We start from the raw sequence: 20914 nt of genomic DNA, 5'->3' as shown, positions 1-20914 counted from the left end.
GGAAGGCGACGACGCCCAGCAGCTGGACGGCTCGGGGATTTGAGGCACTGAAGCTGCTGATCTCCTGAGACGCCGGCAGGACAGAGGGGGGCGCCGTAGAGTAAAAACGTTGGTGGCCTCAAAACAAGAACGCCGCCGTCGCAGGGTTCGGCCCGACGCGGCCATCGGCTGAATCCATGCCGCGGATGGCCTTCAGGTCCTGCGCGTCCAGTTCGAAATCGAAGACGTCGAAATTGGCCGATATGCGGTCCTGGTGGACCGATTTCGGGATGACGATCAGCCCTTCCTGGAGATGCCAGCGGATCATCGTCTGCGCCGCGGACTTGCCGTGCTTTGCGGCGATGCCTGCTATGGTCGCGTCGCTGAGCAGCCTGCCGCTGCCGAGCGGGCTCCAGCTTTCGGTGTGGATGTTGTGCCGGGCATGGAACTCCCTGATCTCGCGCTGCTGGAAACGCGGATGCAGCTCGATCTGGTTGACGGCTGGCGTGACGCCGGTTTCGCCGATGATGCGCTCCAGGTGATCCCGGTTGAAATTCGACACGCCGACCGATTTGATCCGGCCGGCTTTCTGCAGCTCGACCAATGTCTGCCAGGCCTCGACATATTTGTCCTGGCTGGGCACCGGCCAGTGGATGAGGAACAGGTCGATCTGTTCGATACCGAGCTTGTCCATCGTATCCTCGAAGGCGCGCAATGCGGCATCGCGCTGGTGCGCGCCATTGCGCAGCTTCGAGGTGATGAACAGCTCGCCCCTCGGCACGCCCGCGCCCCGGATCGCCTCCCCGACGCCCTTCTCGTTCTGGTAGCCTTCGGCGGTGTCGATCAGCCTGTAGCCGGCCTTGATCCCCCAACCCACCACCTTGGCGGTGATAGCGGGATCGACTTGCCACACGCCAAGGCCGAGCCGGGGAATGGTCGAGCCGTCGTTCAACGAAATCTGTTCAGGCATGGTCTGGTCCTCTGCGAAGATGGTCCAGCCTATCTAGGCCCGGCATCGGGCAACGGCCAGCCGGCGGCGGACAAATTGCCGAATGTGTGATCGACACAGACGATGCTCTTGTCGCTTTCGTTGGCATTTGAGCTCACCGCAAAGATCAGCCCTCATTTCGGTCGGCGCACGGTCCTCACCACGCCGCCCGGGCCGCCGCCGCAGAAGAAGCGGTCGCCGCCGTCGGATTCGAGCCCCGACACGCCCTTGCCGGGCGGCATGTCGAGCCGTTCCAGCACCTCTCCGGTCTCGGGATCGACGCGCCGCAGGTCGCTCTGATCGCCTTCCCAGGTGCCGTGCCACAACTCGCCATCGACCCAGGTCACGCCGGTGACGAAGCGGTTGGATTCGATGACGCGCAGGACCGCCCCGGTCTCGGGATCGATCTGGTGGATCTTGCGCTGGCGGTTCTGCCCCACCCACAACGTGCCCTCGGCCCAGGTGAGGCCGGAATCGCCGCCGCCGCCGGGCGCCGGAATGGTGGACAGCACCGCGCCGGTGCCGGGATCGATCTTCTGGATCCGGTCCTTGGCGAGTTGGTAGAGGTACTGGCCATCATAGGCCGTCCCGGCATGGGCGGCGACATCGATCGAGCGCACCGCCTGCCCGCTCTCCGGGTCGAAGGCGGTGAGCCCCTTGCCCGAGGCAAACCAGACGTTCTGCCCATCGAAGCTCACCCCATGCACGCTGTCCACGCCCGCAAAGGGGCCGTATTCACGCAGGATTTCGGCCGCCGCATGTTTCATGTCTTCATCCTCACCTTTTGATCGTGTGATCCATTCCTAGCCGCTCGGCAACGGCGCCGGGAGTAACAAGGTGGTCGTGAAACCCGCCACCGGCGGCGTCATCCAGCGGCGCGCCCGGCCGCGGCCGAACCATTGCACCTTGCCGGTCTCGGCAAGCTGCTCCAGCGCGCGCTGCACGCTGCGCTGGCTGGATGCGAGCGCCAGCGCCAGTGCCGAGCTCGACCAGGCTTCGCCGTCGGCGAGGAAGGCGAGCACTGCCGCATGCCGCTCCTCGAGAGGCCGCGCCAGCACCACCACTTCGCCGCCCCGTTTCGGCGCCAGCGAAAAACCGCGCTTCGTCGCCTGGATGTCGGCCAGCCCGCGCAGCTCGGCGCGCAGCCGGCCGATCTCGACCCGCAGCCGGGCGCGATGCGATTCATCGGCGTGCCTGCCGCCGAAGGCCCTGGCGATGAGCGCCGCACGCGGCATGTCGCCGGGCCAGGCCTCGGCCAACGCGCGCGCCAGCGCAAACAGCACCGGGCGCGTCGCCAGCGAGGCCAGCGCGCCCTGCCCGCGCACGACATGACGAAGAGCGTCGACCACCAGCGCTTCCGATGCCTGCAAGGCCTCGACCTCCTCGAGCAGCAGCGGACGCTCCTGACCGTTCGCGATCAGCCGCGCCGCCGGCGTTGCCAGCGCCCGGAACGCGCTGTCGACCTCGGCCATCAACCCGGGAATGCCGGACCGCCATGCGGCGTGCCGTGCCCGCTCGAGTGCCGCGCGCGCGGTCTTCGTCCTGAGGCGCCGCATGGCGATGCCGGCGATGACCAGCTCGTGCGCGGCCCGCGAAGCCGGCGGAAACGGCGTCGCATCGAGCCCGGCCAGCACCTGCTCGGCCTCGTCGAGACGGCCGATCAGCAACAGGAATCGCACTTCCAGGTGCCGCGCATGCGCGGCGTTCAGCCGGTCGCCTTGCTTTTCCAGCGTCGCCCGCGCCGCATCGAGCGCCTTGGCCGGCCAGCCGAGGTCGCGCGAAACCAGCGCGATCTCGGCCTCGGCGATGACGCATCTGGCGCGCGCCACCGCTTCCCTTGGTCCGAAGGCGCGCCCCGCCCGCCGCAGCAGCGCCCTGGCCCGGTCGAGATCGCCGAGTTGCGCCATGGCGATGCCGCGCAGCGCCAGCCCCGGCGCGTCCTCGCGCAGCGCCACGCGGTCGAGCGCGCCGAGCGGGTCACCCGCCGCCAGCAACAGCCCCGCGGCCGTGATCAGCGAATCCATCAAGATCCCGCCATGGCGAATCCCGCCACACTTGTAACTCTCACCATCCCGCTGTCCGGCGCTATGTCAGTCGCGTCACATCAAACCGGAACAGCGAGGCAAAAGCCATGACCAAGCAAATGCACACACCGCCGATCGTTTCCCAGCAAGCATGGGAGGCGGCGCGCCAGCAGTTGCTCGTAAAGGAGAAGGCGACGCTCCGCGCCAAGGATGCGTTGGCCGCCGAGCGCCGCCGCATGCCCTGGATGGCCGTCAAGAAGGATTACACGTTCGAAGGACCCAACGGAAAGGCGAGCCTGCTCGACCTGTTCGAGGGCCGCCGCCAGCTGATCGTCTACCGCGCCTTCTTCGAGCCGGGTGTGTATGGCTGGCCCGATCACGCCTGCCGCGGCTGCTCGCTGGGCGCCGACCAGGTCTCCAACCTCGCCCATCTCAACGCCCGCGACACCACGCTGGCCTATGCCTCGCGCGCGCCGCAGGCCGACATTGCGCGGCTGAAGAAGCGGATGGGCTGGGCAATGCCCTGGTACACCATCACCGACAGCTTCGACAAAGACTTCGGCGTCGACGAATGGCACGGCCACAACGTCTTCATCCGCGACGGGGACCGCATCTTCCGCACCTACCTGATCAACAACCGCGGCGACGAGGCGATGGGCACCGTCTGGAGCTACCTCGATGCCACGCCGCTCGGCCGCCAGGAGATCTGGGAGGACTCGCCCGAAGGCTATCCGCAGACCCCGACCTACAAATGGTGGAACTGGAGCGACAATTACGACGCCGACACCGCGCCGGACAGGAAATGGGACGAAGTGTCTGCCGCCGGCGAGGCGGCGTTCCGCAACAAGGACGCCCAGTAGAGCCTGGCTAGAGCGCCGGCTCCACGCAAGCGCGGCCGGACGCTCTTCACAAGGCGGCAGCTTTCCCAGAACTGCTGCTGCTTTCCGGGCTTGCGCCAATGCGCAACCGAGGAGAAAGACATGAGCGACATCCATACAGACGCCCGCCGCTGTCCCGATCAGGACGCGACCCCCCTCGGCATCGCCGACTGGCTGGGCCTCGCCGCAGCGCCGATCTTCGCCCTGATGGCGCTGCTGGCCGGCATCTTCGGCGGCGATGCGGCGATGCTGTGCATGGGCACTTCTTCGCCGCTCACCGGCATGCCGGCCATGTACCTGCTGATGAGCGCCTTCCATCTGGCGCCTTGGCTGCGCGTGATTTCCAACAGGCAGGCGGGCCGGGAGAAAGCAAAGCGCTTGGAGAAAACTCTGCAAAAACAGAGCATTGCGCAACCAGTTTGAATCGCCGATGCAACCCATCAAGGAGAAGAACCATGACACGGACGAGTGAGACGCACGGTCCCGACACACGGGAGCCGATCGAGGCGGAGCCGACACGGCGCGGCGACGAGCCCTCGCAACCCGCCAAGGGCTGCCCCTGGTGCACGCCCGAAAAGACCTGACGCTTCGACGGCGGAGCGGCGCGCCGCCCAGGCGCAATGAAGCCGGCCGTTCGCCCTGCTCATCACCGCCAGCGCGCTGGCTTTTACGTCGCGATGTCGTTGACGGGCAGCAATGGCGCGGGAAGGTCGACCTCGCCGAGCCCGGTCCGCATCTCGATCTCGATGTCGCGGCAGATCTGCGAAATCGGCACATCGTTGGCGTTGCCCTCGAAAGGGTTGGCGCTGCTCTCGCCGACCTGGTCGAGCGACATGTATGCCCAGCCCAGCAGCGTGCTGAACGGGATCGTCAGCCAGATCGCGATCGAGCCCAGCGCGCCGCCGAATTTGCCCATCTCGGCGAAGACCGGAACGACGCCGAACGGCAACAGCGTGCAGAAGATCATGACGAACATGGAACTGACGATGGCGTATTGGCGGGGATAGGGATTGTTCTTGATGCGGTCGCAGCGCGCCTGCTGGTCGTGGAAGTCGCGGATGAGTTTTGTCAGTTCGCCATAGATCTGCGGAGGAATCTTGGCATCCTTGAACAAGCCGTTGACCTGCACCGATTGCATTTCGAGCAAGGCGATCGCCGGGCGGGGCGATTTCAGGACGCCCTCGGTCTGCTCGGCCAGCAACGGCCGCAATTCGTCGGCAATCGAGCCCGTATCCTCCTGGACATGGTAACGCCGCCGGTATTCGATATTGGCGGCCCGCGCCATGGATTCCCATGGCATCGGCCGCCGCAGCGCGAAACGCAGCGCCGTCATCCAGGCGATGTGGCGATAGATGAGTTGCTTCGCTGTCGGGGCGTCGGTGAAGTCCCTGCAGAAATTGGACCACAACCGGCTGCTGGCCGTGATTTGCGCAAACGCCTGCAGCGCTTCACCGCTGCGGGTAAACACCTGCGAATTCTTGAAGCCGGCCACCAGTGACACCGTGGTGCCGAGCACCAGCACGACAGACCACGGCACCGAGAACCCGGCAAGTCCGGGAAAACGGTAGGCGGCCACCGCCAGTCCGCTCACCACCACCATGTAGATGACGCTGCGCCGCGACCAGAGCGCGAAATCCATCACCTTGTAGGAACGGCCCACATACATAAGATGCCCCCAAATCGCGGACGTGCCCGCTAGCCGCAGGCCAGTCTCCAGTCGCCCTCACCTAGCCTTGGCGGCGCCGAACCGCAATCCGTCCATCAGCAGCCGGACCAGCCGGCGCGAGCGATCGCGCCAATCCGGGGTGTCGGGCGCCGAATAGATGCCGCCCAGCGCGTGCAGCACGTCGGACGCGTCGACATCGCCACGGATGGTGCCGTCGGCCACCGCCGCCTCGACCAATTGCCGCAACGCCGCCGAGACCCGACCCGACGTGTCGGAATAGAGATTGGCATTCGCCGTCAACAGGATGCGCAGGCTGGTCGCAAGCCCTCGCTTGGTGGCGATATAGTCGACGAAGCGCCGCATCCATTCTTCCAGCGCGACGTCGGACGGATGCTTTGTCGCCAGTTCGTCGGCGGCCGCGCACAGCCCTTCCACCTCGCGCCGGTAGACCACCTCGACCAGGTGCTCGCGCGTCGGGAAATGGCGGTAGAGCGTGCCGATGCCGACGCCCGCGCGGCGCGCGATCTCCTCCAGCGAGGCATCGATCCCGCGCTCGGCGAAGACCGAGGCCGCCACCTCGACCAGCCGGTCGCGGTTGCGCTGCGCGTCGGCGCGCAACGGCTTGGCCTCTGCGGTCTTCTGGTCGGGGATGGCGGACGGCTCTGCGGCCAATTTTTTCTCCACTGTCGAAATATGGGGCTTGAACCCCATCGGGTCAGCCCCCACGTAATAAACGGAGGCGCCTCCGCTTTAGTGGAGCACCTTTATCATATAATCAGGGGAACCGGTATGTCACGTGCTGAAAGCTTGCAAGCCAAAGCCGATTTCCGCTGGAGAGTGACCGTGACCGCAAAGCTGCCAATCTCACCTCTTGCGAGGGAGATCGCTGTCTCGGCCGCTCCGCCTCCTCGATTGGCCTTGCCCTTCCCCGCCCCGACACCACTTCATTTCCCTCAGCGTCAAGCAACTGGAGCCAGACGCCCATGACGAACACCACAATCCCCGTCCATCTCGATATCAACGGCCAGCCGCATACGCTGGACCTCGAACCGCGCGTCACGCTGCTCGACGCCTTGCGCGACCGCCTCGGCCTGACAGGCACCAAGAAGGGCTGCGACCACGGTCAGTGTGGCGCCTGCACGGTGCATGTCGACGGCGAGCGCGTGCTGGCTTGCCTGACGCTGGCGGCACAGGCCGAAGGCCGCACCGTCACCACCATAGAGGGGCTTGCACGGGAGGGCGCACTGCATCCCGTGCAGGCTGCCTTCCTCGATCAGGATGCCTTCCAGTGCGGCTATTGCACATCGGGCCAGATCATGTCGGCGGTCGCCTGCATCCGCGAGGGCCATGCCGGCTCCGATGACGAGATCCGCGAATACATGGCCGGCAATCTCTGCCGCTGCGGCGCCTATCCGCACATCATCGCCGCCGTGCGCCAGGCAGCGTTGGAGGCCGCGTCATGAGGGATTTTTCCTATCTTCGCGCCGCCTCGGTCGACGCCGCACGCCAAGCGGCCGCCCTGCCCGGCGCCATGCTGCTGGCCGGCGGCACGACGCTGATCGACCTCGCCAAATGCGGCGTCGCCGAGCCCGATAGCCTGGTCGACATCAGCCATCTCAAGGGGCTCGATACCATCGATATCGACGAGCGCGGCGCCGTCATCGGCGCGCTCGCCAGCATGAGCCATGTCGCCGACCATGCCGGCATCAAGGGCGGCTTTCCCGCTGTCTCGGAGGCGCTGTGGCAGGCGGCTTCGGCGCAACTCCGCAACATGGCGACCGTCGGCGGCAATCTGATGCAGCGCACACGCTGCCCCTATTTCCGCGATCCCTCGAATTTTGCCGCCTGCAACAAGCGCGAGCCCGGCAGCGGCTGTTCGGCGATCGGCGGCGTCACCAGGGGCCATGCGGTGCTCGGCACCAGCGAGGCCTGCATCGCCATGTATCCCGGCGACCTCGCCACCGCGCTGGTCGCCTTCGATGCGGTGGTCCATCTCGGCGAACGCCGCGTCTTGGTCGACGACTTTTTCCTGCTGCCCGGCACCACGCCTCAGAAGGAACACGCGATTGAACCGGGCGAGATGATCACCGCCATCGAAATCCCGGGATCCGCCGCCGCCCGCCGCTCGAGCTACGTGAAGGTCCGCGACCGGCAGTCTTACGAGTTCGCCGCCGCCAGTGCCGCCGTCGGCCTCGAACTCGAGGCCGACGGGCGCACCGTCCGCGATCTGCGCGTCGCGCTCGGCGGCGTTGCCACCAAGCCCTGGCGGGCGCGCGCCGTGGAAGAGGCGCTTAAAGGCAAGGTGCTGGAGCCTGAGGTTGTCCGCGCGGCCAGCCTGCTCGCCGTCGAGGGCGCCGTCGACCATGGCGCCAACCACTACAAGATCGAGCTCGTGCCGCGCGTGGTGGCCAGAGCGATCCTCAAACTGGGAGAAGCGGCATGACCGTTCACATCGCAAGACATGGCGACGCCTCCGACGGCGTGCTGGCACAAGCCGTCGGAGGCCGGCTGTCGCGCGTCGACGGCCCGGCCAAGATCACCGGCGCGGCCAAATACGCCGTCGAACAGCAGCTCGAAGACCTGGCCTATGCCGTGCTGGTCGACAGCACGATCGCGTCCGGCAAGGTGCGCGCCATCGATACGGCGCAGGCTGAGGCGGCGCCTGGCGTGCTGCAAGTGCTGACGCCGGACACCATCATGGCCCTGAAAACCGCGTCGGACTGGTTCGGCACGCCCCCGCCCGACAAGCCTTATTGCCCGCTGGCGCGCGACATCAGCTTTTCGGGCCAGCATGTCGCCGCCGTGGTCGCCGAAACCTTCGAACAGGCGGTTGCGGCAGCGGCCCTCGTCAAGGTCGACTATGACGAGACGCCGGCCATCGTCGACCTCAACGATGCCAAAGCCGGCGACGGCATTCCAATCGAGGCCATGACCAAGGAATGGGGCGACGCGCAGGCTGCCTTTGCGTCCGCCCCGGTCCGGATCTGCGCCGCCTACAACACGCCGCGCGAATACCAGGCGCCGATGGAGCCGCACGGCCTGATCGCCCGCTGGGAGGGCGACCGGCTCACCGTGTGGGAGCCGAGCCAATGGCTCGACGGCATGGCGCGCACCTATGCCGAGTGGTTCGATGTGCCGTTCGAGAATGTGCGGCTGGTCTCGCCCTATATTGGCGGCGGCTTCGGCTCCAAGGCGCTGGCGCTCGGCCACGGCGCGGTTGCCGCGAGAGCAGCCAAAATGCTCGGCCGGCCGGTGCGCCTGGTGATGACGCGCCCGCAGACCTTCACCGGCTATGGCGGCCGCGCCGCGACGCGCCAGACGGTGGCGCTCGGCGCGGATGCGGAAGGAAAAATCCAGTCGATCGTGCATCGCGGCGTCAATGAAACGTCGATCGATGGCATGTGGGTGGAGCCGTTGGCCTCGGTTACCTCGATCATGTACGCGACGCCGAACTTTTCGTCCCGGCAGAACGTCGTGCGGGTGAATTCCGTGGTGCCGGGCGCCATGCGCGCGCCGGGCGAGAACCCCTCGGCCTTCGGCATCGAAAGCGCCATCGACGAGCTCGCCTATGAGGTTGGCATCGACCCGCTGGAGATCCGGCTGCGGAACTATGCCGAGCAGGACCCGGAAGTGAAAAAAGCCTGGTCCACCAGGCAGTTGCGCGAGGCTTTTGCCACGGGCGCCGAGCGCTTCGGCTGGGCCAGGCGCTCACCGGAGCCGCGTTCGATGCGCGACGGCAACCAGCTGATCGGCTGGGGCGTAGCCGCCGGTACCTATCCGGTGCGGCGCGCCTATGGCGAGGCGATCGTGCGCATCCTGGCCGACGGCTCGGTGGAGGTCGAAAGCTCTTCGATCGACATGGGCCAGGGCACCTACACCATCCTGGCGCAGACGGCGGCCGAGACGGTGGGCGTGCCGGCCGACGACGTCGTGGTGAAGCTGGGCGATTCTCGCTTCCCCCGCGCCGGCGTCGCCGGCGGCTCGCGCCTGGCCGGCGTCATGACGGGCGCCGTCTACAAGGCCGCGACCTCGGCGCTCGACCAGTTGGTCGGGTTGGCGATCAGCGACCCGCGCTCGCCCTTCCATGCGCTGCAGGCCAACACGCTGGTCGTCGCCAATGGCCGCATCACCGCACCGCGTGGCGACGGCCCCGATGTGTCGATCGCCGAGCTCCTCAAAAGCGTCGGCCGCGATCGCATCGAGGCGACAGGCGATACCATGCCGGCCAATTCGAGTGCCGAGGACCGCTACAGGAACTACACCACCATCGCCATGGCGCTGCCGCACACCGAAGGCGACTATTCCCGCCATTCCTGGTGCGCGCATTTCATCGAGGTCCGGGTCGACGAGGATTTCGGCACGGTGCGCGTCTCGCGCGTCGTGTCGGCGCTGGATTCGGGACGGCTCTACAATCCGAAGCTGGCGGAAAGCCAGTGGAAGGGCGGCATCATCATGGGCATCGGCCAAGCGTTGCTGGAAGAAGGCATCATCGACCGCCGCCACGGCCGCATCGTCAACAACAACCTCGCCGACTATCTGGTGCCGACCAATGCCGACATTCCCGACATCGAGGTGATTTCGGTCGGCATCCCCGACCCGCACTCCTCGGTGCTCGGCGGCAAGGGCGTCGGCGAACTGCCCATCGTCGGCGTGGCGCCGGCGATCGCCAACGCGGTGTTCCACGCGACGGGGAAAAGGGTGCGCGACTTGCCGATCACGCTGGAGAAGCTGATCTGAGCGGTGGAAGCGAGTAATCTCCCCCCTTGAGGGGGAGATGGCCGGCAGGCCAGAGGGGGGCGGCCAGGCGCGATCCCGGCGAGCGAGCGCTTCGCGCCGGAGCCGCTCTGGAGGCGGTGAGCCGATCTCGCGCTGCGGACTACGCCTTCAGCCTGAATGCGCTGCCAGGGGCGTGCCTATGTCCGAGACGAGCTTGACAAGATCGGCTTGGCGTCTCGTCCCGGTTTTGGCGAAGATACGATTGAGGTGTGTCTTCAAGGTGTTTTCGCCGATGCCGAGCGCCAAAGCGCTCTTCGACGCCGACAATCCGCTGCCGATCCGCAGCAGGACCCGCGCCTCCGCGGGCGTAAGGTCGAACAGCGTGGTCAGGACGGCCTCCGGGAGAGGAGAAGCCGACGTCGTGGTCGATATGAAGACAGCCGCGCATGCCGGCCGGAAAGCCGCGCGCGCGGTTCCTTCGGTCAGCGGCAGCACATAGGCGACAGCGGCCGGCCGGCCTGGGGCCGAGACCGGCAGTCCTATGCCCCGGGCGCCAAGCGAAGCATCTGCGTTCGCGGCGCTGGCGATCGCTTCCAGCAGGGCGCGGGCGACCGCCGGATTCTGCGCCTGGAGCAGGCCGTTCCTGGAAAGAATCGGACCTTGCGCCGACAACATCCGTTCGGCAGCGCCATTGGCATGGAGGATGGCCCCGTTGGCGCCGGCAAGCACGACAGGCACTGCGAGATTGTCGAGCGCCTGGCGGTAAAGGCTGGCGGTAACGCGAGCCTGGTCGAGCAGGTCTCCGATCAGGGAAGCACGGCGCAGATGCGGCGAGAGCAACGCCAGGAAATGTTGGTCCTCGGCTGATATGATCCCCCTGTCGGCCCATGTGGTGCAACCCATGAGCCCGATCCGGTCCGATGTGTGGACGAATTTGGTGATGCAGGCTTCGCGCAATCCCTGCGGTTTGGCCCAATTCTGAAAAAATGCCGTCTGCCCGAGTTCGGCTTCGCTCATCAGCGACAGCGTCGCGACGGGCGTGTCGACGTCGCCGATGACCGCCGTCTTCAGACCGGGAATTGCATCAAAGTCATAGTCCTGGAGCACGCGCATTTGCACGGGATCCCAGGGCGATTGAGCGGCGAAGCGGCCATGATTGTCGGCGGTGCTGGCGAGCGCGATGGTTGTATAGGCCGCGTCCATGGCCGTCGTGATCCGGGTCATGACCCCGGCCCAGCCTTCCGGGTTCAAAACGCAATCGTAGATATCGCCGATAATGGAACCAAGGACTTCGCTGCTCAGCCTCTCCACCACGCCTCCAGACACACTGCGATCTCGCCTCGGAGAATTTTGTGGCGTCATACTTTTGGATGACGCCACTCCTGGCCGATCTCGATTAGGATTCAACTCGATTGCTTGACGCCAGCCGCCACTGTTGCCGGTTATTCTGCCGATTGAAAGTATGGCGATCGGTATTTTTTAAGCGCGGATACTTTATCGAGGTTTTCCATTGTCGCGAAAGACGGTGTTTTCATCGGCTCAGTTGCCGCCGCATCTTGGCGAACGCGAGCGATTTTCCCTGTGGCAGGACATCCACGTCGCGGAAATCTGGTCGGTGGAATACGGCATATCGGAAAACCTGCCCTTCGAGGCCTCGATCGAAGCCACGGCTGTCGGTTCACTGGTTCTCGGTCAGATGTCCGGAACGATCAAGCAGGCGACAAGGAAGGCGAGCAACATCGCCGAGGACGACAATGACGGCTATTTGCTGTTGATCAACAAGGCCGACACCCTCTTGTCGGGCGTGCAGGTCGGCCGCGAATATGCCGTCGGTCGGGGAGAAGCGGTCCTCGTCACGGCCTCGGAGGCGCTGAAAATGACCGGTGCCGACAGCAATATCTGGACCAATGTGGTGGTCCCACGCGCGGTCCTCATGCGCGCCTTCCCGCAGATCGACGACCGGCTGGGATTGAAGATCGGCGCCGACAACGAAGCCCTCGATCTTCTCAAGCGCTATTGCGAGCTTCTTGAAAGCGGCAGCCCGCTCGCCTCGGCCGATCTCATAACCCATGCGACGGACACGATCGTGGACCTGATCGGCCTGGTGACCGGGGCGAAAGGCCGGGCTGCCGAATTGGTCGGCCTTCGCGGCCTGCGCGCCGCCAGGCTGGAGGCGATCCTGGCAACGATTGCCGAGGATTTTGCCGATCCTGGCATCTCCGCCCAAGGTGTCGCGCAACAGCTCGGCCTGTCGGCGCGCTACGTCCATGATCTCCTTCAGGAAACCGGAGTGAGCTTCTCCGAGCGCGTTCTCGAACTGCGGTTGCAGAGCGCCCATAGGATGCTCTCTCAGAGACACAGCGACATGCGGGTCAGCGATATCGCGATGACGAGCGGGTTCAGCGATGTATCGTATTTCAATCGCTGCTTCCGTCGCCGTTTCGGCTATACGCCGACCAGCGCCAGATAGGTTGCGGCATTTTCTGTGGCCGGCCCTGGCGCGGCGTCCGATTCTCTCTTTGAGAGGCCGGTGGAGCGGCACCTGCGCGATCGTGGCGCAGAACTGCCACAGTGCGCGCAAAAGGCTCGGCTTTTCGCTCCAGTCCAATTCCAGTGCGGCCCTGCCCAAGACAAGCCCGAGTTCCAATGACATGTCAGCCTCAGGGTGAAATGACTATCATGTCAGGGGTTTGGATGCCGCAGAATGGTTTTGGTGGCCGCAGGGCTAACGCATGGAAATATCTGGCGCTGACGTCGACCGCGCTGGTCGGACTCGGCCAGCCGATCGCCGCGACGGCGGCCGATGCCTGGACCGGCACCACCTCCACGGATTGGTTTACCGCCGGAAACTGGAACGCTGGGTCAGTGCCGACGGCGGCCGATATTGTATATATCAGCAATTCGACACCGAATCCGACTGTTATCAACGCTGGCAACGCTTTTGCCGACGATATTTACCTTGGCTTTGTAGCTTCTTCGGACGGCAGCCTTGTCATTTCGAACGGCACGTTGACGACCGACCGAGCATTCTTATCCTGGGGGGATAACTCCACTTCTGATGTCACCGTAACAGGTGCGGGTTCCTCGTGGACCAGCAGCAGTTTGGTGGTTGGTAGTTTCGGGCTGGCTACGCTCGATATCCTCAATGGCGGTGTCGTGACGGATGCTGTGGGTATTGTTGCGGGCGGCAGCAACGTTCAAGGCGTCGTAAAGATCGATGGCGCCGGCTCAACGTGGCTTAACACTGATAGCCTCACGGTCGGCAGTTCCGGCGTTGGTGCGGTAACGGTTTCCAACGGCGGCAACGTCATCAGCGACAGCGCCTATATTGGCCAATATTCAGATTCGATCGGCTCGGCGACGATCGATGATGCCACCTGGACAAACAATGGAACGCTCTATGTCGGCCATGATGGCGACGGCGCGTTGATAATCACCAACGGCGGTGTGGTTAGCAATGCTGATGCCATGGTGGGCTACAGCACCGATTCAGCCGGTAAGGTGATGGTCGATGGCATCGGCTCAACCTGGCTCAACAGCGGGAACTTGTCCGTCGGCGTCGACGGGACAGGTACGTTGATGGTCTCGAACAGCGGAAAGGTCAGCAATACTTCAGGTTATATTGGCGCCTCCGCGGGTTCGACCGGCAAGGTGTTCGTCGACAACTCGACCTGGACAAACAGCGGATCGCTGAGTGTCGGCGATTTCGGCACCGGCACTCTGGCGATCAGCCATGGCGGCGACGTCAGCTCCAATGGGGGGACTATTGGCGCGAATGCCGGCTCGACCGGCAGCGTGTTCATCGAAAATGCCGGCTCGACCTGGACCAACAGTTCCGACCTGGCTGTCGGCGATTTCGGCACCGGCACGCTAGCGATCAGCAACGGCGGCGCTGTCAGCAATGACAAGGCCTATGTTGGCAAGTCGGCGGGCTCGACCGGCATCGTGATAGTCGTCGACTCAACCTGGACAAACAGCGGGTCGCTGATCGTCGGCGATTTCGGCAAGGGCGCTCTGCAGATCACGCAAGGCGGCGCGGTCAGCAACAGTTGGGCAACTGTTGGCGCGAAGGCGGGCTCGACCGGCATCGTATTCGTCGACGGTGCCGGCTCGACCTGGACAAACAGTTCGGACCTGATCGTTGGCGATCAGGGCACAGGTACGCTGACGGTTTCGAACAAGGGCACGGTCAGCAATCAGAACGGCATTTTGGCAAATGTTGCGGGCTCCACCGGCACGGCGACGGTCGAGGGTGCAGGCTCGACCTGGGCCAGCGTAGCCCTTTTCGTCGGTTTCGCCGGCACGGGCGAACTGAACATCCTCAACGGCGGCGCGGTCAACAGTGGCCTGGGCTTCGTTGGTTTCGGTTCGGGTTCCGCCGGCACAGTGACCGTCGACGGCGGGGGATCGACCTGGACAAACAGTTCCAACCTGTTCGTCGGCGATCAGGGTACCGGCACGCTGAATATCTCGAACGGCGGCAAGGTTAGCGATACCACAGGCTATGTGGGCGCATTCTCTGGCTCGACCGGCACGGTGACGGTCGACGGCGGGGGGTCGGCTTGGAACAACAGCTCGGACCTGTTCGTAGGCGGTTTCAGCACGGGTACTCTGACGATCTCGAACAGCGGCACGGTCAGCAATGGCTGGGGCTATATCGGCTACGTTGCCGGTTCGACCGGCATGGCGGCGGTTGACGGCGCGGGATCGAAGTGGACGAACAGCGGGGACCTCTATGTCGGAGGCTTTGGCACGGGCACGGTGACGGTTTCGAAAGGCGGCGTGGTCAGCAATGGCTTGGGCTTGGTTGGCTACGCCGCAGGTTCGGTCGGCACGGTAGCGGTCAGCGGCACAGGCTCGACATGGGCCAGCAGCGGAGATCTTGATGTCGGCGTTAGTGGAACAGGCACGCTGACGATTGCCAATGGCGGCGCGGTGTCGAGCGGCGGCGTGGTCAACATCGCCGCCATGGCGGGTTCCGTCGGCACGCTCAACATCGGTGCGGCGAGCGGATCGCCAGCGATCGCCGCGGGCACGCTCAATGCGGCTAGCGTCCAGTTCGGACCGGGCGCGGGCGCGATCAACTTCAACCACACCGATACGAACTATACCTTCGCGTCGGCGATCGGTGGCGCAGGCACGATCAACCAGATCGCCGGCGCGACGAACCTTACCGCCGATTCGAGCGGCTTCACCGGCGCCACCAATGTGAATGGCGGGCGGCTGGCCGTGAACGGTTCGCTGGCCAACTCGCTGGTGACGATCTTCGGCGGCACGCTGGGCGGCAACGGCACGGTGGGCGGTGTCATGGCGCGGTCGGGCGGCATCATCGCACCCGGTAATTCGATCGGTACGCTCCACGTCGCCGGCAATCTCGACCAGGCGGCGGCCTCGATCTACCAGGTCGAGCTGACCTCGACCGGCCAGTCCGATCTCATCCACGCGACGGGCACGGCGACGATCGCCGCCGGTGCGGTCCTCGACGTGATCAAGACCGACGCAGCACCTTACGTGGCGGGCACGCATTACACCGTGCTGCAGGCAGACATGGGCGTCACCGGCACCTACACGCTCAGCGGCCTAGGCCCGTTCACCGGCCTTTTCGCGAGTTACGACCCGACGCATGTCTATCTCGACGCGACGCAGGCAAAATCCTTCGCCGAGGTCGGCCTGACACCCAACCAGATCGCCACCGGCGGTGGTGCCGAAAGTCTTGGCAGCGGTAATCCGCTGTTCGATGCGATATTTGCTTTGCCGAGCGAAGCAGCCGCCCAGGACGCCTTCGACCAGCTTTCCGGGGAAATCCATGCCTCGGCCAAGGGCATGCTGCTTGAAGACAGCCGCTTCGTCCGCGACGTGGCCAGCAATCGCATTGCTGCTGCCTTTGGCGATGGCGGCGCTGCGGCGCTGCCGGTCATGGCCTATGGCGAGGGTGGACCGGAAATGGTGGCGGCCGATACCGACCGCTTCGCCGTCTGGGGCCAGGTGTTCGGTTCGTGGAGCAATACCGATAGCGACGGCAATGCCGCCGCCTTCGACCGCTCGACCGGCGGCCTGCTGGCCGGCGCCGATACTTTGGTCGGCGGCTGGCGTGTCGGCCTCATCGGCGGCTACGGCCATTCCTCCTTCGATGCCGACGACCGCAATTCATCAGGCAAGGGTGACAGCTATCATCTCGGTCTCTATGGCGGCACCAACTGGGGTGCCATCGCCTTCCGCAGCGGCGCGGCCTATAGCTGGAGCAGCATCTCGACCAGGCGCTCGGTTGCTTTCAACGGCTTTGCCGATCAACTGTCGGCCGACTACGATGCCGGCACCGCGCAGGTGTTCGGCGAACTCGCTTACAAGGCCGATGCCGGCAGCAGCTTCCATTTCGAGCCCTTCGCCAACCTCGCCTACGTCAGCGTGCACACCGACGGCTTCACCGAAACCGGTGGTGCCGCGGCGCTGACCAGCGCCAGCACAAACAACGACGCCACCTTCACCACGCTCGGCCTTCGCGGCGCGACCGACTTCGCGCTTGGCGGCATCGATGCCACCGCTCGCGGCATGCTCGGCTGGCGTCACGCCTTCGGCGATGTCACGCCGACCTCGGTCTTCGCCTTCGCCGGCGGCGATCAATTCACCATCGCCGGCGTGCCGATCGCCAGGGATGCCGCGGTGATCGAGGCCGGCCTCGATCTCAACATGTCGGCCAATGCGACGCTCGGCCTGTCCTATACCGGCCAGTTCGGCAGTGGCACGGTCGAGCAGGGCGCGAAGGTCGATCTGGGCGTGAAGTTCTGAACGACGGTGGCGAAACCGGGTTTGCAGCACGAACCTGCACGTTGATCCGCCCTACTCCGGCGACGGCACCGGCGGCTTCGACGTCAGCGCGGTGCCGGCGGCCGCGACGATGACGGCGGCGATGCCAGCCAGTTGCGGCGCGGTCAGGCTCTCATGCAGGAACAGGAAGCCGGCCAGCGCGCCCAATCCTGGCTCCAGGCAGGTCAGCGTGCCGTAGATGCGGGCCGGCATCCGGGTCAGCGCCACCATCTCCAGAAAGAACGGCAGCGCGCTCGAGAACAGGCCGACGAGCAAGGCACTGACCAGGATCGACGGCGCGAGCAGGCCAGCTCCCGCCTGCGCCACGCCGAAAGGAAGCACCAGCACGGCGGCGATCGCCATGCCGTAGGCGGTGGTGCGGGTGCCGAGCTCGGCGCCCGCCTTCTGCGCCAGCACGATGTAGAGCGCCCAGAAACCGCCAGCCGCCAGCGCCAGCATCACCCCAGTCGGATCGAGCGGCTGGAACGAACGGATGAAGGGCGACAACAGCACGATGCCGGCGACCGCCAACGCGATCCAGGCAAAGTCGCCGGCGCGCCGCGAGGTCAGCGTCGCCACCAGCAGCGGTCCCGAAAACTCCAGCGCCACCGCAACGCCGAGCGGAATTGTGGCGAGCGCGGCGTAGAACAGGAGGTTGAGCGCGCACAGCGTTACCCCATAAGCGACCAGCCACGGCACGGTGGCGCGCGAAGGCCGCATCTGCCAGGGCCGTAGCACGGCGATCAGCATCAGCGCGCCGACGACCAGCCTCAGCGTCGTCGTGCCCTGCGCGCCGATCACCGGAAACAGGCTCTTGGCGAAAGTGGCGCCGATCTGGATCGACACCATGGCCCCCAACAGCGCCATCACAGGCAAAGGCGCCGCTTTGCGACCGACAACCGGCGTCGATGTCACTTGATCCCGTCCTCCGTACGCCATCAGGCAAACGCTGCGTCATGGGAGATAGGGCGAACCGGCCCGCTCGTCGTGAGGCAGGGCCGGCATCTCGATGGGGCAAGAAAGGGCCGGACGAGCCGGCCGCCCTCAGACGCGGCCGTTGCGCGCGTTCGGCAGTCTCGTGATCGCTGTCAGGACCAGCAGCGCGGTGCCGCCCAGAAACGCCATGGCCCCCAGCGACCAGGCAATGCCGACATTGACGATGGCAAAGGCCAGCGCAAAGGGCGCGACGGCCGAAACGAGCAGCCGGGCCGATGTGACGCGCCCCTGCAGACGGCCATAGTCCGCACTGCCGAACAATGTCAGCGGCAGGGCGCCGATGACGATGCTGAAAAGCCCGTTGCCCATGCCGAAGACGACGGCGAAAACCATCGCGCCTGCAACGGAAGGCGCCGTGCAGTTCAGCACGACGACCCCGCTCGTCATCAGGCCGGCCGAGATGATGGCCAGCGTCAATGGCGGCAGGTTGATGCCGAAGATCATGTTGATGAAGCGGCTCAACACTTGTGACGGCCCGAACAGCGTTCCGACGACGGCAGCGGTCGCCCCGAGGCCAAGTCCGGAAAGCAGCGGCACCATATGCACCAGGACAGCGGCGCCAAGCAGGTTCTGCAGCGAGAAGGCGATGACCATCAACGCGAAGCCGAGCGGCCGCGCCGAGGCCGGAAGCGATCCCTGGACATGCCGTGGCGGCTCGGTCGCCGAGCGCCTGCTCTTGGCCAGCCCATGCGAGAGCCAGGCGTGCAGCGGCAGGCAGACGATCAGGTTCAGCCCCGCGAAGACGAGATAGACGGTTCGCCATGACATCTGCGCGTGCAGGGCCGAGGTGATCGGCCAGAACACGGTCGATGCGAAGCCGGCGATGAGGGTGAGATAGGTGATGCTACGTTGCGCCGCGCGCGGCCTTATCTGCACAAGCAGCGCGAAAGCGGCGCCGTACTGAACCAGGTTCGATGCCACTTCCAGCACGATCAGCGCCGCCACGAAGGCCCCGGCCGCCGGCGCGTAGGCACAGGCGGCGAGCGCAGCCGCGGCAAGGATCGAGCCGACGGTCATGATCTTGCCGGCGCCGAAGCGGTCGATCCAGTTTCCGAGCCAGGGCGCCGTCAGGCCGCCAACCAGCAGAGCCGCCGAGAGCGCGCCGAAAATCCATTCGGTCGGCCAGTCCAGATCCCTGGCCATATCGGCGGCGAGAATGCTGAAACTGTAGTACAGCGTGCCGTAGCCGATGATCTGGGTGACGCCGAGGGCGGCAATGGCGGTCAGCGGCGAGCGCTCCGGGACTTCGAGATCGGAAAGGCTTCGATCACTTGATGCCACGGTCATGGATCACTACCTCGCCGCCTTCCTTGGTGAAGCGGGCCACCGGATGGTCGAGCAGATCGAGCACGAGCTCGGACGGACGGCACAGCCGCGTCCCCTTGGGCGTCTCGACGATCGGCCGGTTGATCAGGATCGGATGCCTCAGCATGGCGTCGATCAGCTGTTCATCGGTCCATTTGGCGTCACCCAGGCCGAGTTCGGCATAGGGCGTACCCTTTTCGCGCAGCAAGGCGCGCGCGGGAATTCCCATGGCGGCGACCAGCTGGCGCAAGCGGTCCCGGCTGGGCGGATGTTTCAGATACTCGATGATGTCAGGCTTCTCGCCGCTCGCCTGGATCATGGCAAGCGTGTTGCGCGAGGTGCCGCAGTCGGGATTGTGGAAGATCGTAGCGGTCATGGCTTGGCCTCGACGGCAAGAGGTTGGATTTCGGATTGCTGATGCGGCGCGGTCGGGACGATCGCCCGGGCTGTCGGCGCGACGATCACTGAACCGGTCCCTTCACATCGGCGGCGCAGCAGTCTGGAGCCAACGCCGAAGCGCGGATCTCCAGCCGGCCGGAGCAGCAATCCTCCATCAGGAAACGGATGAGGCCGCTCAACGCGTCATATTCGGCGCTGTAGACCATGGAGCGCGAATCGCGCCGCACGCTGATCAGCCCTGCCCGCTCGAGCTCCTTCAGGTGGAAGCTCACATTCGAGGCCGAGACCTCGACTTTTTCGGCGATGGCGCCGGCGGCAATCCCGTCCGGACCGGCAATCACCAGATGCCGCAGGATGCGCAGGCGAGTTTCTTGCGAAAGAGCCGCAAAGGCGGAAAGGGCTTGACGTTCATCCATATTTCAACAATCCTAAAAATGTTGAAACAAGGATTACCGCACATGCTCGTTTCTGACAATCGGGAATTTGAACCCGCTGACGTCGTTGATCCCGACGACATCACCATCGCTGGCTTGCTGGAGTTTCTGGCGGGCTACGAGGACCGGCGGCTGGTGTTCTTCTACGACGGCCGGCCGGTGAGGCCTGGTTACCACGTCACCGAGGTGAAGGCCGGCCAGTTCGCTGCGCTGGACTGCGGTGCAAACCCGGAATCCTGGGCCGAGATCTTCGTGCAGCTCTGGGACGTCGAGGAGGACCGCACGCATATGCCGGCCGGGAAATTCTCGGCGATCATCCGCAAGGTGACGGAGCATGTCGGCCTCGACCATTCCGCCAAGCTTACTTTCGAAGTCAGCGACGGCGTGCGCCCGATGCAGCTCTACCGCGCCGCGCTTCCCCGGCTCGCCGGTGATGCGGTGCATGTCGAGCTTTCGCCGCGGCCGGCAAGCTGCAAGCCGCGTGACCGCTGGCTGGAGGAAGAGAGGAAAGCCAAGGCCTGTTGCGGACCTTCGGCCGGACCGCAACCTTGCTGCGGCTGACGTTTCGCAGCCAAGCAGATGGCTTGGCGCCGTCTTGACGGCCAAGACGGCCTTCCGCTCCCTCAGTTCAGCGATTTGCGCCGCGGCGGCGGCGTGTGATCGCGTTGAGGCAGCGGGCGCGGAACGCTGCCAAGCAGCGGACCTGAGGCCATGCCGGCGAAATG

19 protein-coding genes are annotated in these 20914 nt (G+C 65.3%); 9 read left to right on the top strand and 10 right to left on the bottom strand.

Annotated features, from left to right (window positions below):
* Positions 1-118: 118 nt before the first annotated feature.
* From FJ973_RS14895 to FJ973_RS14885, 3 genes are all read right to left on the bottom strand, one after another.
* On the bottom strand, positions 119-949 hold the full coding sequence (locus tag FJ973_RS14895; RefSeq protein ID WP_140500104.1) for an aldo/keto reductase: 831 nt from the start codon (positions 947-949) through the stop codon (positions 119-121).
* A gap of 152 nt (positions 950-1101) precedes the next feature.
* On the bottom strand, positions 1102-1734 hold the full coding sequence (locus tag FJ973_RS14890) for a PQQ-binding-like beta-propeller repeat protein (protein ID WP_140556448.1): 633 nt from the start codon (positions 1732-1734) through the stop codon (positions 1102-1104).
* Positions 1735-1770: 36 nt separating this feature from the next.
* Positions 1771-2991, bottom strand: coding sequence for a helix-turn-helix domain-containing protein (locus FJ973_RS14885; protein WP_140556446.1), 1221 nt, complete (start codon positions 2989-2991; stop codon positions 1771-1773).
* A 107-nt stretch (positions 2992-3098) separates the two neighbouring features.
* Here FJ973_RS14885 and FJ973_RS14880 point away from each other — a divergent pair, with 107 nt between their 5' ends.
* The 3 genes from FJ973_RS14880 to FJ973_RS31600 all read left to right on the top strand — a co-directional run bounded on the left by FJ973_RS14880 (position 3099) and on the right by FJ973_RS31600 (position 4453).
* Positions 3099-3851: a DUF899 domain-containing protein gene (locus tag FJ973_RS14880; protein ID WP_140556445.1), complete on the top strand. Its 753-nt coding sequence runs from the start codon at positions 3099-3101 to the stop codon at positions 3849-3851.
* 120 nt (positions 3852-3971) lie between these two features.
* A complete protein-coding gene (locus FJ973_RS14875) occupies positions 3972-4292 on the top strand; it encodes a hypothetical protein (protein WP_140556443.1) in 321 nt (106 codons plus the stop codon).
* A gap of 32 nt (positions 4293-4324) precedes the next feature.
* The gene (locus FJ973_RS31600; protein WP_263483591.1) at positions 4325-4453 is read left to right on the top strand and encodes a hypothetical protein; all 129 of its coding nucleotides are present in this window, start codon (positions 4325-4327) and stop codon (positions 4451-4453) included.
* Positions 4454-4536: 83 nt separating this feature from the next.
* Here FJ973_RS31600 and FJ973_RS14870 read toward each other — a convergent pair whose 3' ends face one another.
* A complete protein-coding gene (locus tag FJ973_RS14870; RefSeq protein WP_140556442.1) occupies positions 4537-5535 on the bottom strand; it encodes a bestrophin family ion channel in 999 nt (332 codons plus the stop codon).
* 57 nt (positions 5536-5592) lie between these two features.
* On the bottom strand, positions 5593-6207 hold the full coding sequence (locus tag FJ973_RS14865) for a TetR/AcrR family transcriptional regulator (protein WP_140556440.1): 615 nt from the start codon (positions 6205-6207) through the stop codon (positions 5593-5595).
* A 311-nt stretch (positions 6208-6518) separates the two neighbouring features.
* Between FJ973_RS14865 and FJ973_RS14860 the strand changes: the two genes are divergently transcribed.
* The 3 genes from FJ973_RS14860 to FJ973_RS14850 are packed head-to-tail and all read left to right on the top strand — an operon-like array spanning position 6519 to position 10272.
* The gene (locus FJ973_RS14860) at positions 6519-6998 is read left to right on the top strand and encodes a (2Fe-2S)-binding protein (RefSeq protein WP_140556439.1); all 480 of its coding nucleotides are present in this window, start codon (positions 6519-6521) and stop codon (positions 6996-6998) included.
* Positions 6995-7978: a xanthine dehydrogenase family protein subunit M gene (locus tag FJ973_RS14855; protein WP_140556437.1), complete on the top strand. Its 984-nt coding sequence runs from the start codon at positions 6995-6997 to the stop codon at positions 7976-7978. The genes FJ973_RS14860 and FJ973_RS14855 overlap by 4 nt, the downstream gene beginning before the upstream one ends.
* Positions 7975-10272 (top strand): xanthine dehydrogenase family protein molybdopterin-binding subunit, encoded by a 2298-nt coding sequence (locus FJ973_RS14850; RefSeq protein ID WP_140556435.1) that lies wholly within the window; start codon positions 7975-7977, stop codon positions 10270-10272. Before FJ973_RS14855 ends, FJ973_RS14850 begins: the two co-directional genes overlap by 4 nt.
* Before the next feature lie 147 nt (positions 10273-10419).
* On the opposite strand, the gene FJ973_RS14845 is transcribed toward FJ973_RS14850, so the two are convergent.
* The gene (locus FJ973_RS14845; RefSeq protein ID WP_140556434.1) at positions 10420-11562 is read right to left on the bottom strand and encodes a helix-turn-helix transcriptional regulator; all 1143 of its coding nucleotides are present in this window, start codon (positions 11560-11562) and stop codon (positions 10420-10422) included.
* 199 nt (positions 11563-11761) lie between these two features.
* Here FJ973_RS14845 and FJ973_RS14840 point away from each other — a divergent pair, with 199 nt between their 5' ends.
* Entirely contained in the window at positions 11762-12721 is a 960-nt protein-coding gene (locus FJ973_RS14840) for an AraC family transcriptional regulator (RefSeq protein ID WP_140516087.1), read from the top strand.
* A gap of 176 nt (positions 12722-12897) precedes the next feature.
* On the top strand, positions 12898-17037 hold the full coding sequence (locus FJ973_RS14835) for an autotransporter domain-containing protein (protein ID WP_348642400.1): 4140 nt from the start codon (positions 12898-12900) through the stop codon (positions 17035-17037).
* Positions 17038-17088: 51 nt separating this feature from the next.
* Here FJ973_RS14835 and FJ973_RS14830 read toward each other — a convergent pair whose 3' ends face one another.
* From FJ973_RS14830 to FJ973_RS14815, 4 genes are all read right to left on the bottom strand, one after another.
* The gene (locus FJ973_RS14830) at positions 17089-17970 is read right to left on the bottom strand and encodes a DMT family transporter (RefSeq protein WP_140556432.1); all 882 of its coding nucleotides are present in this window, start codon (positions 17968-17970) and stop codon (positions 17089-17091) included.
* 129 nt (positions 17971-18099) lie between these two features.
* A complete protein-coding gene (gene arsK / locus FJ973_RS14825) occupies positions 18100-19338 on the bottom strand; it encodes an arsenite efflux MFS transporter ArsK (RefSeq protein ID WP_140556430.1) in 1239 nt (412 codons plus the stop codon).
* Positions 19319-19732, bottom strand: a complete 414-nt coding sequence (arsC, locus tag FJ973_RS14820) for an arsenate reductase (glutaredoxin) (RefSeq protein WP_140521460.1) — start codon at positions 19730-19732, stop codon at positions 19319-19321. The genes arsK and arsC overlap by 20 nt, the downstream gene beginning before the upstream one ends.
* An 85-nt stretch (positions 19733-19817) precedes the next feature.
* On the bottom strand, positions 19818-20171 hold the full coding sequence (locus FJ973_RS14815; protein ID WP_140556429.1) for a metalloregulator ArsR/SmtB family transcription factor: 354 nt from the start codon (positions 20169-20171) through the stop codon (positions 19818-19820).
* A 42-nt stretch (positions 20172-20213) separates the two neighbouring features.
* Here FJ973_RS14815 and FJ973_RS14810 point away from each other — a divergent pair, with 42 nt between their 5' ends.
* Positions 20214-20750 (top strand): DUF6428 family protein, encoded by a 537-nt coding sequence (locus FJ973_RS14810; RefSeq protein ID WP_140516099.1) that lies wholly within the window; start codon positions 20214-20216, stop codon positions 20748-20750.
* The last annotated feature ends 164 nt before the right edge of the window (positions 20751-20914 follow it).

The sequence above is a fragment of the Mesorhizobium sp. B2-1-3 genome (assembly GCF_006442495.1).
Classification (GTDB): domain Bacteria; phylum Pseudomonadota; class Alphaproteobacteria; order Rhizobiales; family Rhizobiaceae; genus Mesorhizobium.
Note: the sequence above shows the minus strand (reverse complement) of the source record. Positions and strands in the feature narration are given on the sequence as shown.

Bases quoted from the DNA above. Each gene is read 5' to 3' on its own strand.
- FJ973_RS14895 (WP_140500104.1), bottom strand. From the start codon at position 949: ATGCCTGAACAGATTTCGTTGAACGACGGCTCGACCATTCCCCGGCTC.
- FJ973_RS14890 (WP_140556448.1), bottom strand. From the start codon at position 1,734: ATGAAACATGCGGCGGCCGAAATCCTGCGTGAATACGGCCCCTTTGCG.
- FJ973_RS14885 (WP_140556446.1), bottom strand. From the start codon at position 2,991: ATGGATTCGCTGATCACGGCCGCGGGGCTGTTGCTGGCGGCGGGTGAC.
- FJ973_RS14880 (WP_140556445.1), top strand. From the start codon at position 3,099: ATGACCAAGCAAATGCACACACCGCCGATCGTTTCCCAGCAAGCATGG.
- FJ973_RS14875 (WP_140556443.1), top strand. From the start codon at position 3,972: ATGAGCGACATCCATACAGACGCCCGCCGCTGTCCCGATCAGGACGCG.
- FJ973_RS31600 (WP_263483591.1), top strand. From the start codon at position 4,325: ATGACACGGACGAGTGAGACGCACGGTCCCGACACACGGGAGCCGATC.
- FJ973_RS14870 (WP_140556442.1), bottom strand. From the start codon at position 5,535: ATGTATGTGGGCCGTTCCTACAAGGTGATGGATTTCGCGCTCTGGTCG.
- FJ973_RS14860 (WP_140556439.1), top strand. From the start codon at position 6,519: ATGACGAACACCACAATCCCCGTCCATCTCGATATCAACGGCCAGCCG.
- FJ973_RS14855 (WP_140556437.1), top strand. From the start codon at position 6,995: ATGAGGGATTTTTCCTATCTTCGCGCCGCCTCGGTCGACGCCGCACGC.
- FJ973_RS14850 (WP_140556435.1), top strand. From the start codon at position 7,975: ATGACCGTTCACATCGCAAGACATGGCGACGCCTCCGACGGCGTGCTG.
- FJ973_RS14835 (WP_348642400.1), top strand. From the start codon at position 12,898: ATGACATGTCAGCCTCAGGGTGAAATGACTATCATGTCAGGGGTTTGG.
- arsK (WP_140556430.1), bottom strand. From the start codon at position 19,338: ATGACCGTGGCATCAAGTGATCGAAGCCTTTCCGATCTCGAAGTCCCG.
- arsC (WP_140521460.1), bottom strand. From the start codon at position 19,732: ATGACCGCTACGATCTTCCACAATCCCGACTGCGGCACCTCGCGCAAC.
- FJ973_RS14815 (WP_140556429.1), bottom strand. From the start codon at position 20,171: ATGGATGAACGTCAAGCCCTTTCCGCCTTTGCGGCTCTTTCGCAAGAA.
- FJ973_RS14810 (WP_140516099.1), top strand. From the start codon at position 20,214: ATGCTCGTTTCTGACAATCGGGAATTTGAACCCGCTGACGTCGTTGAT.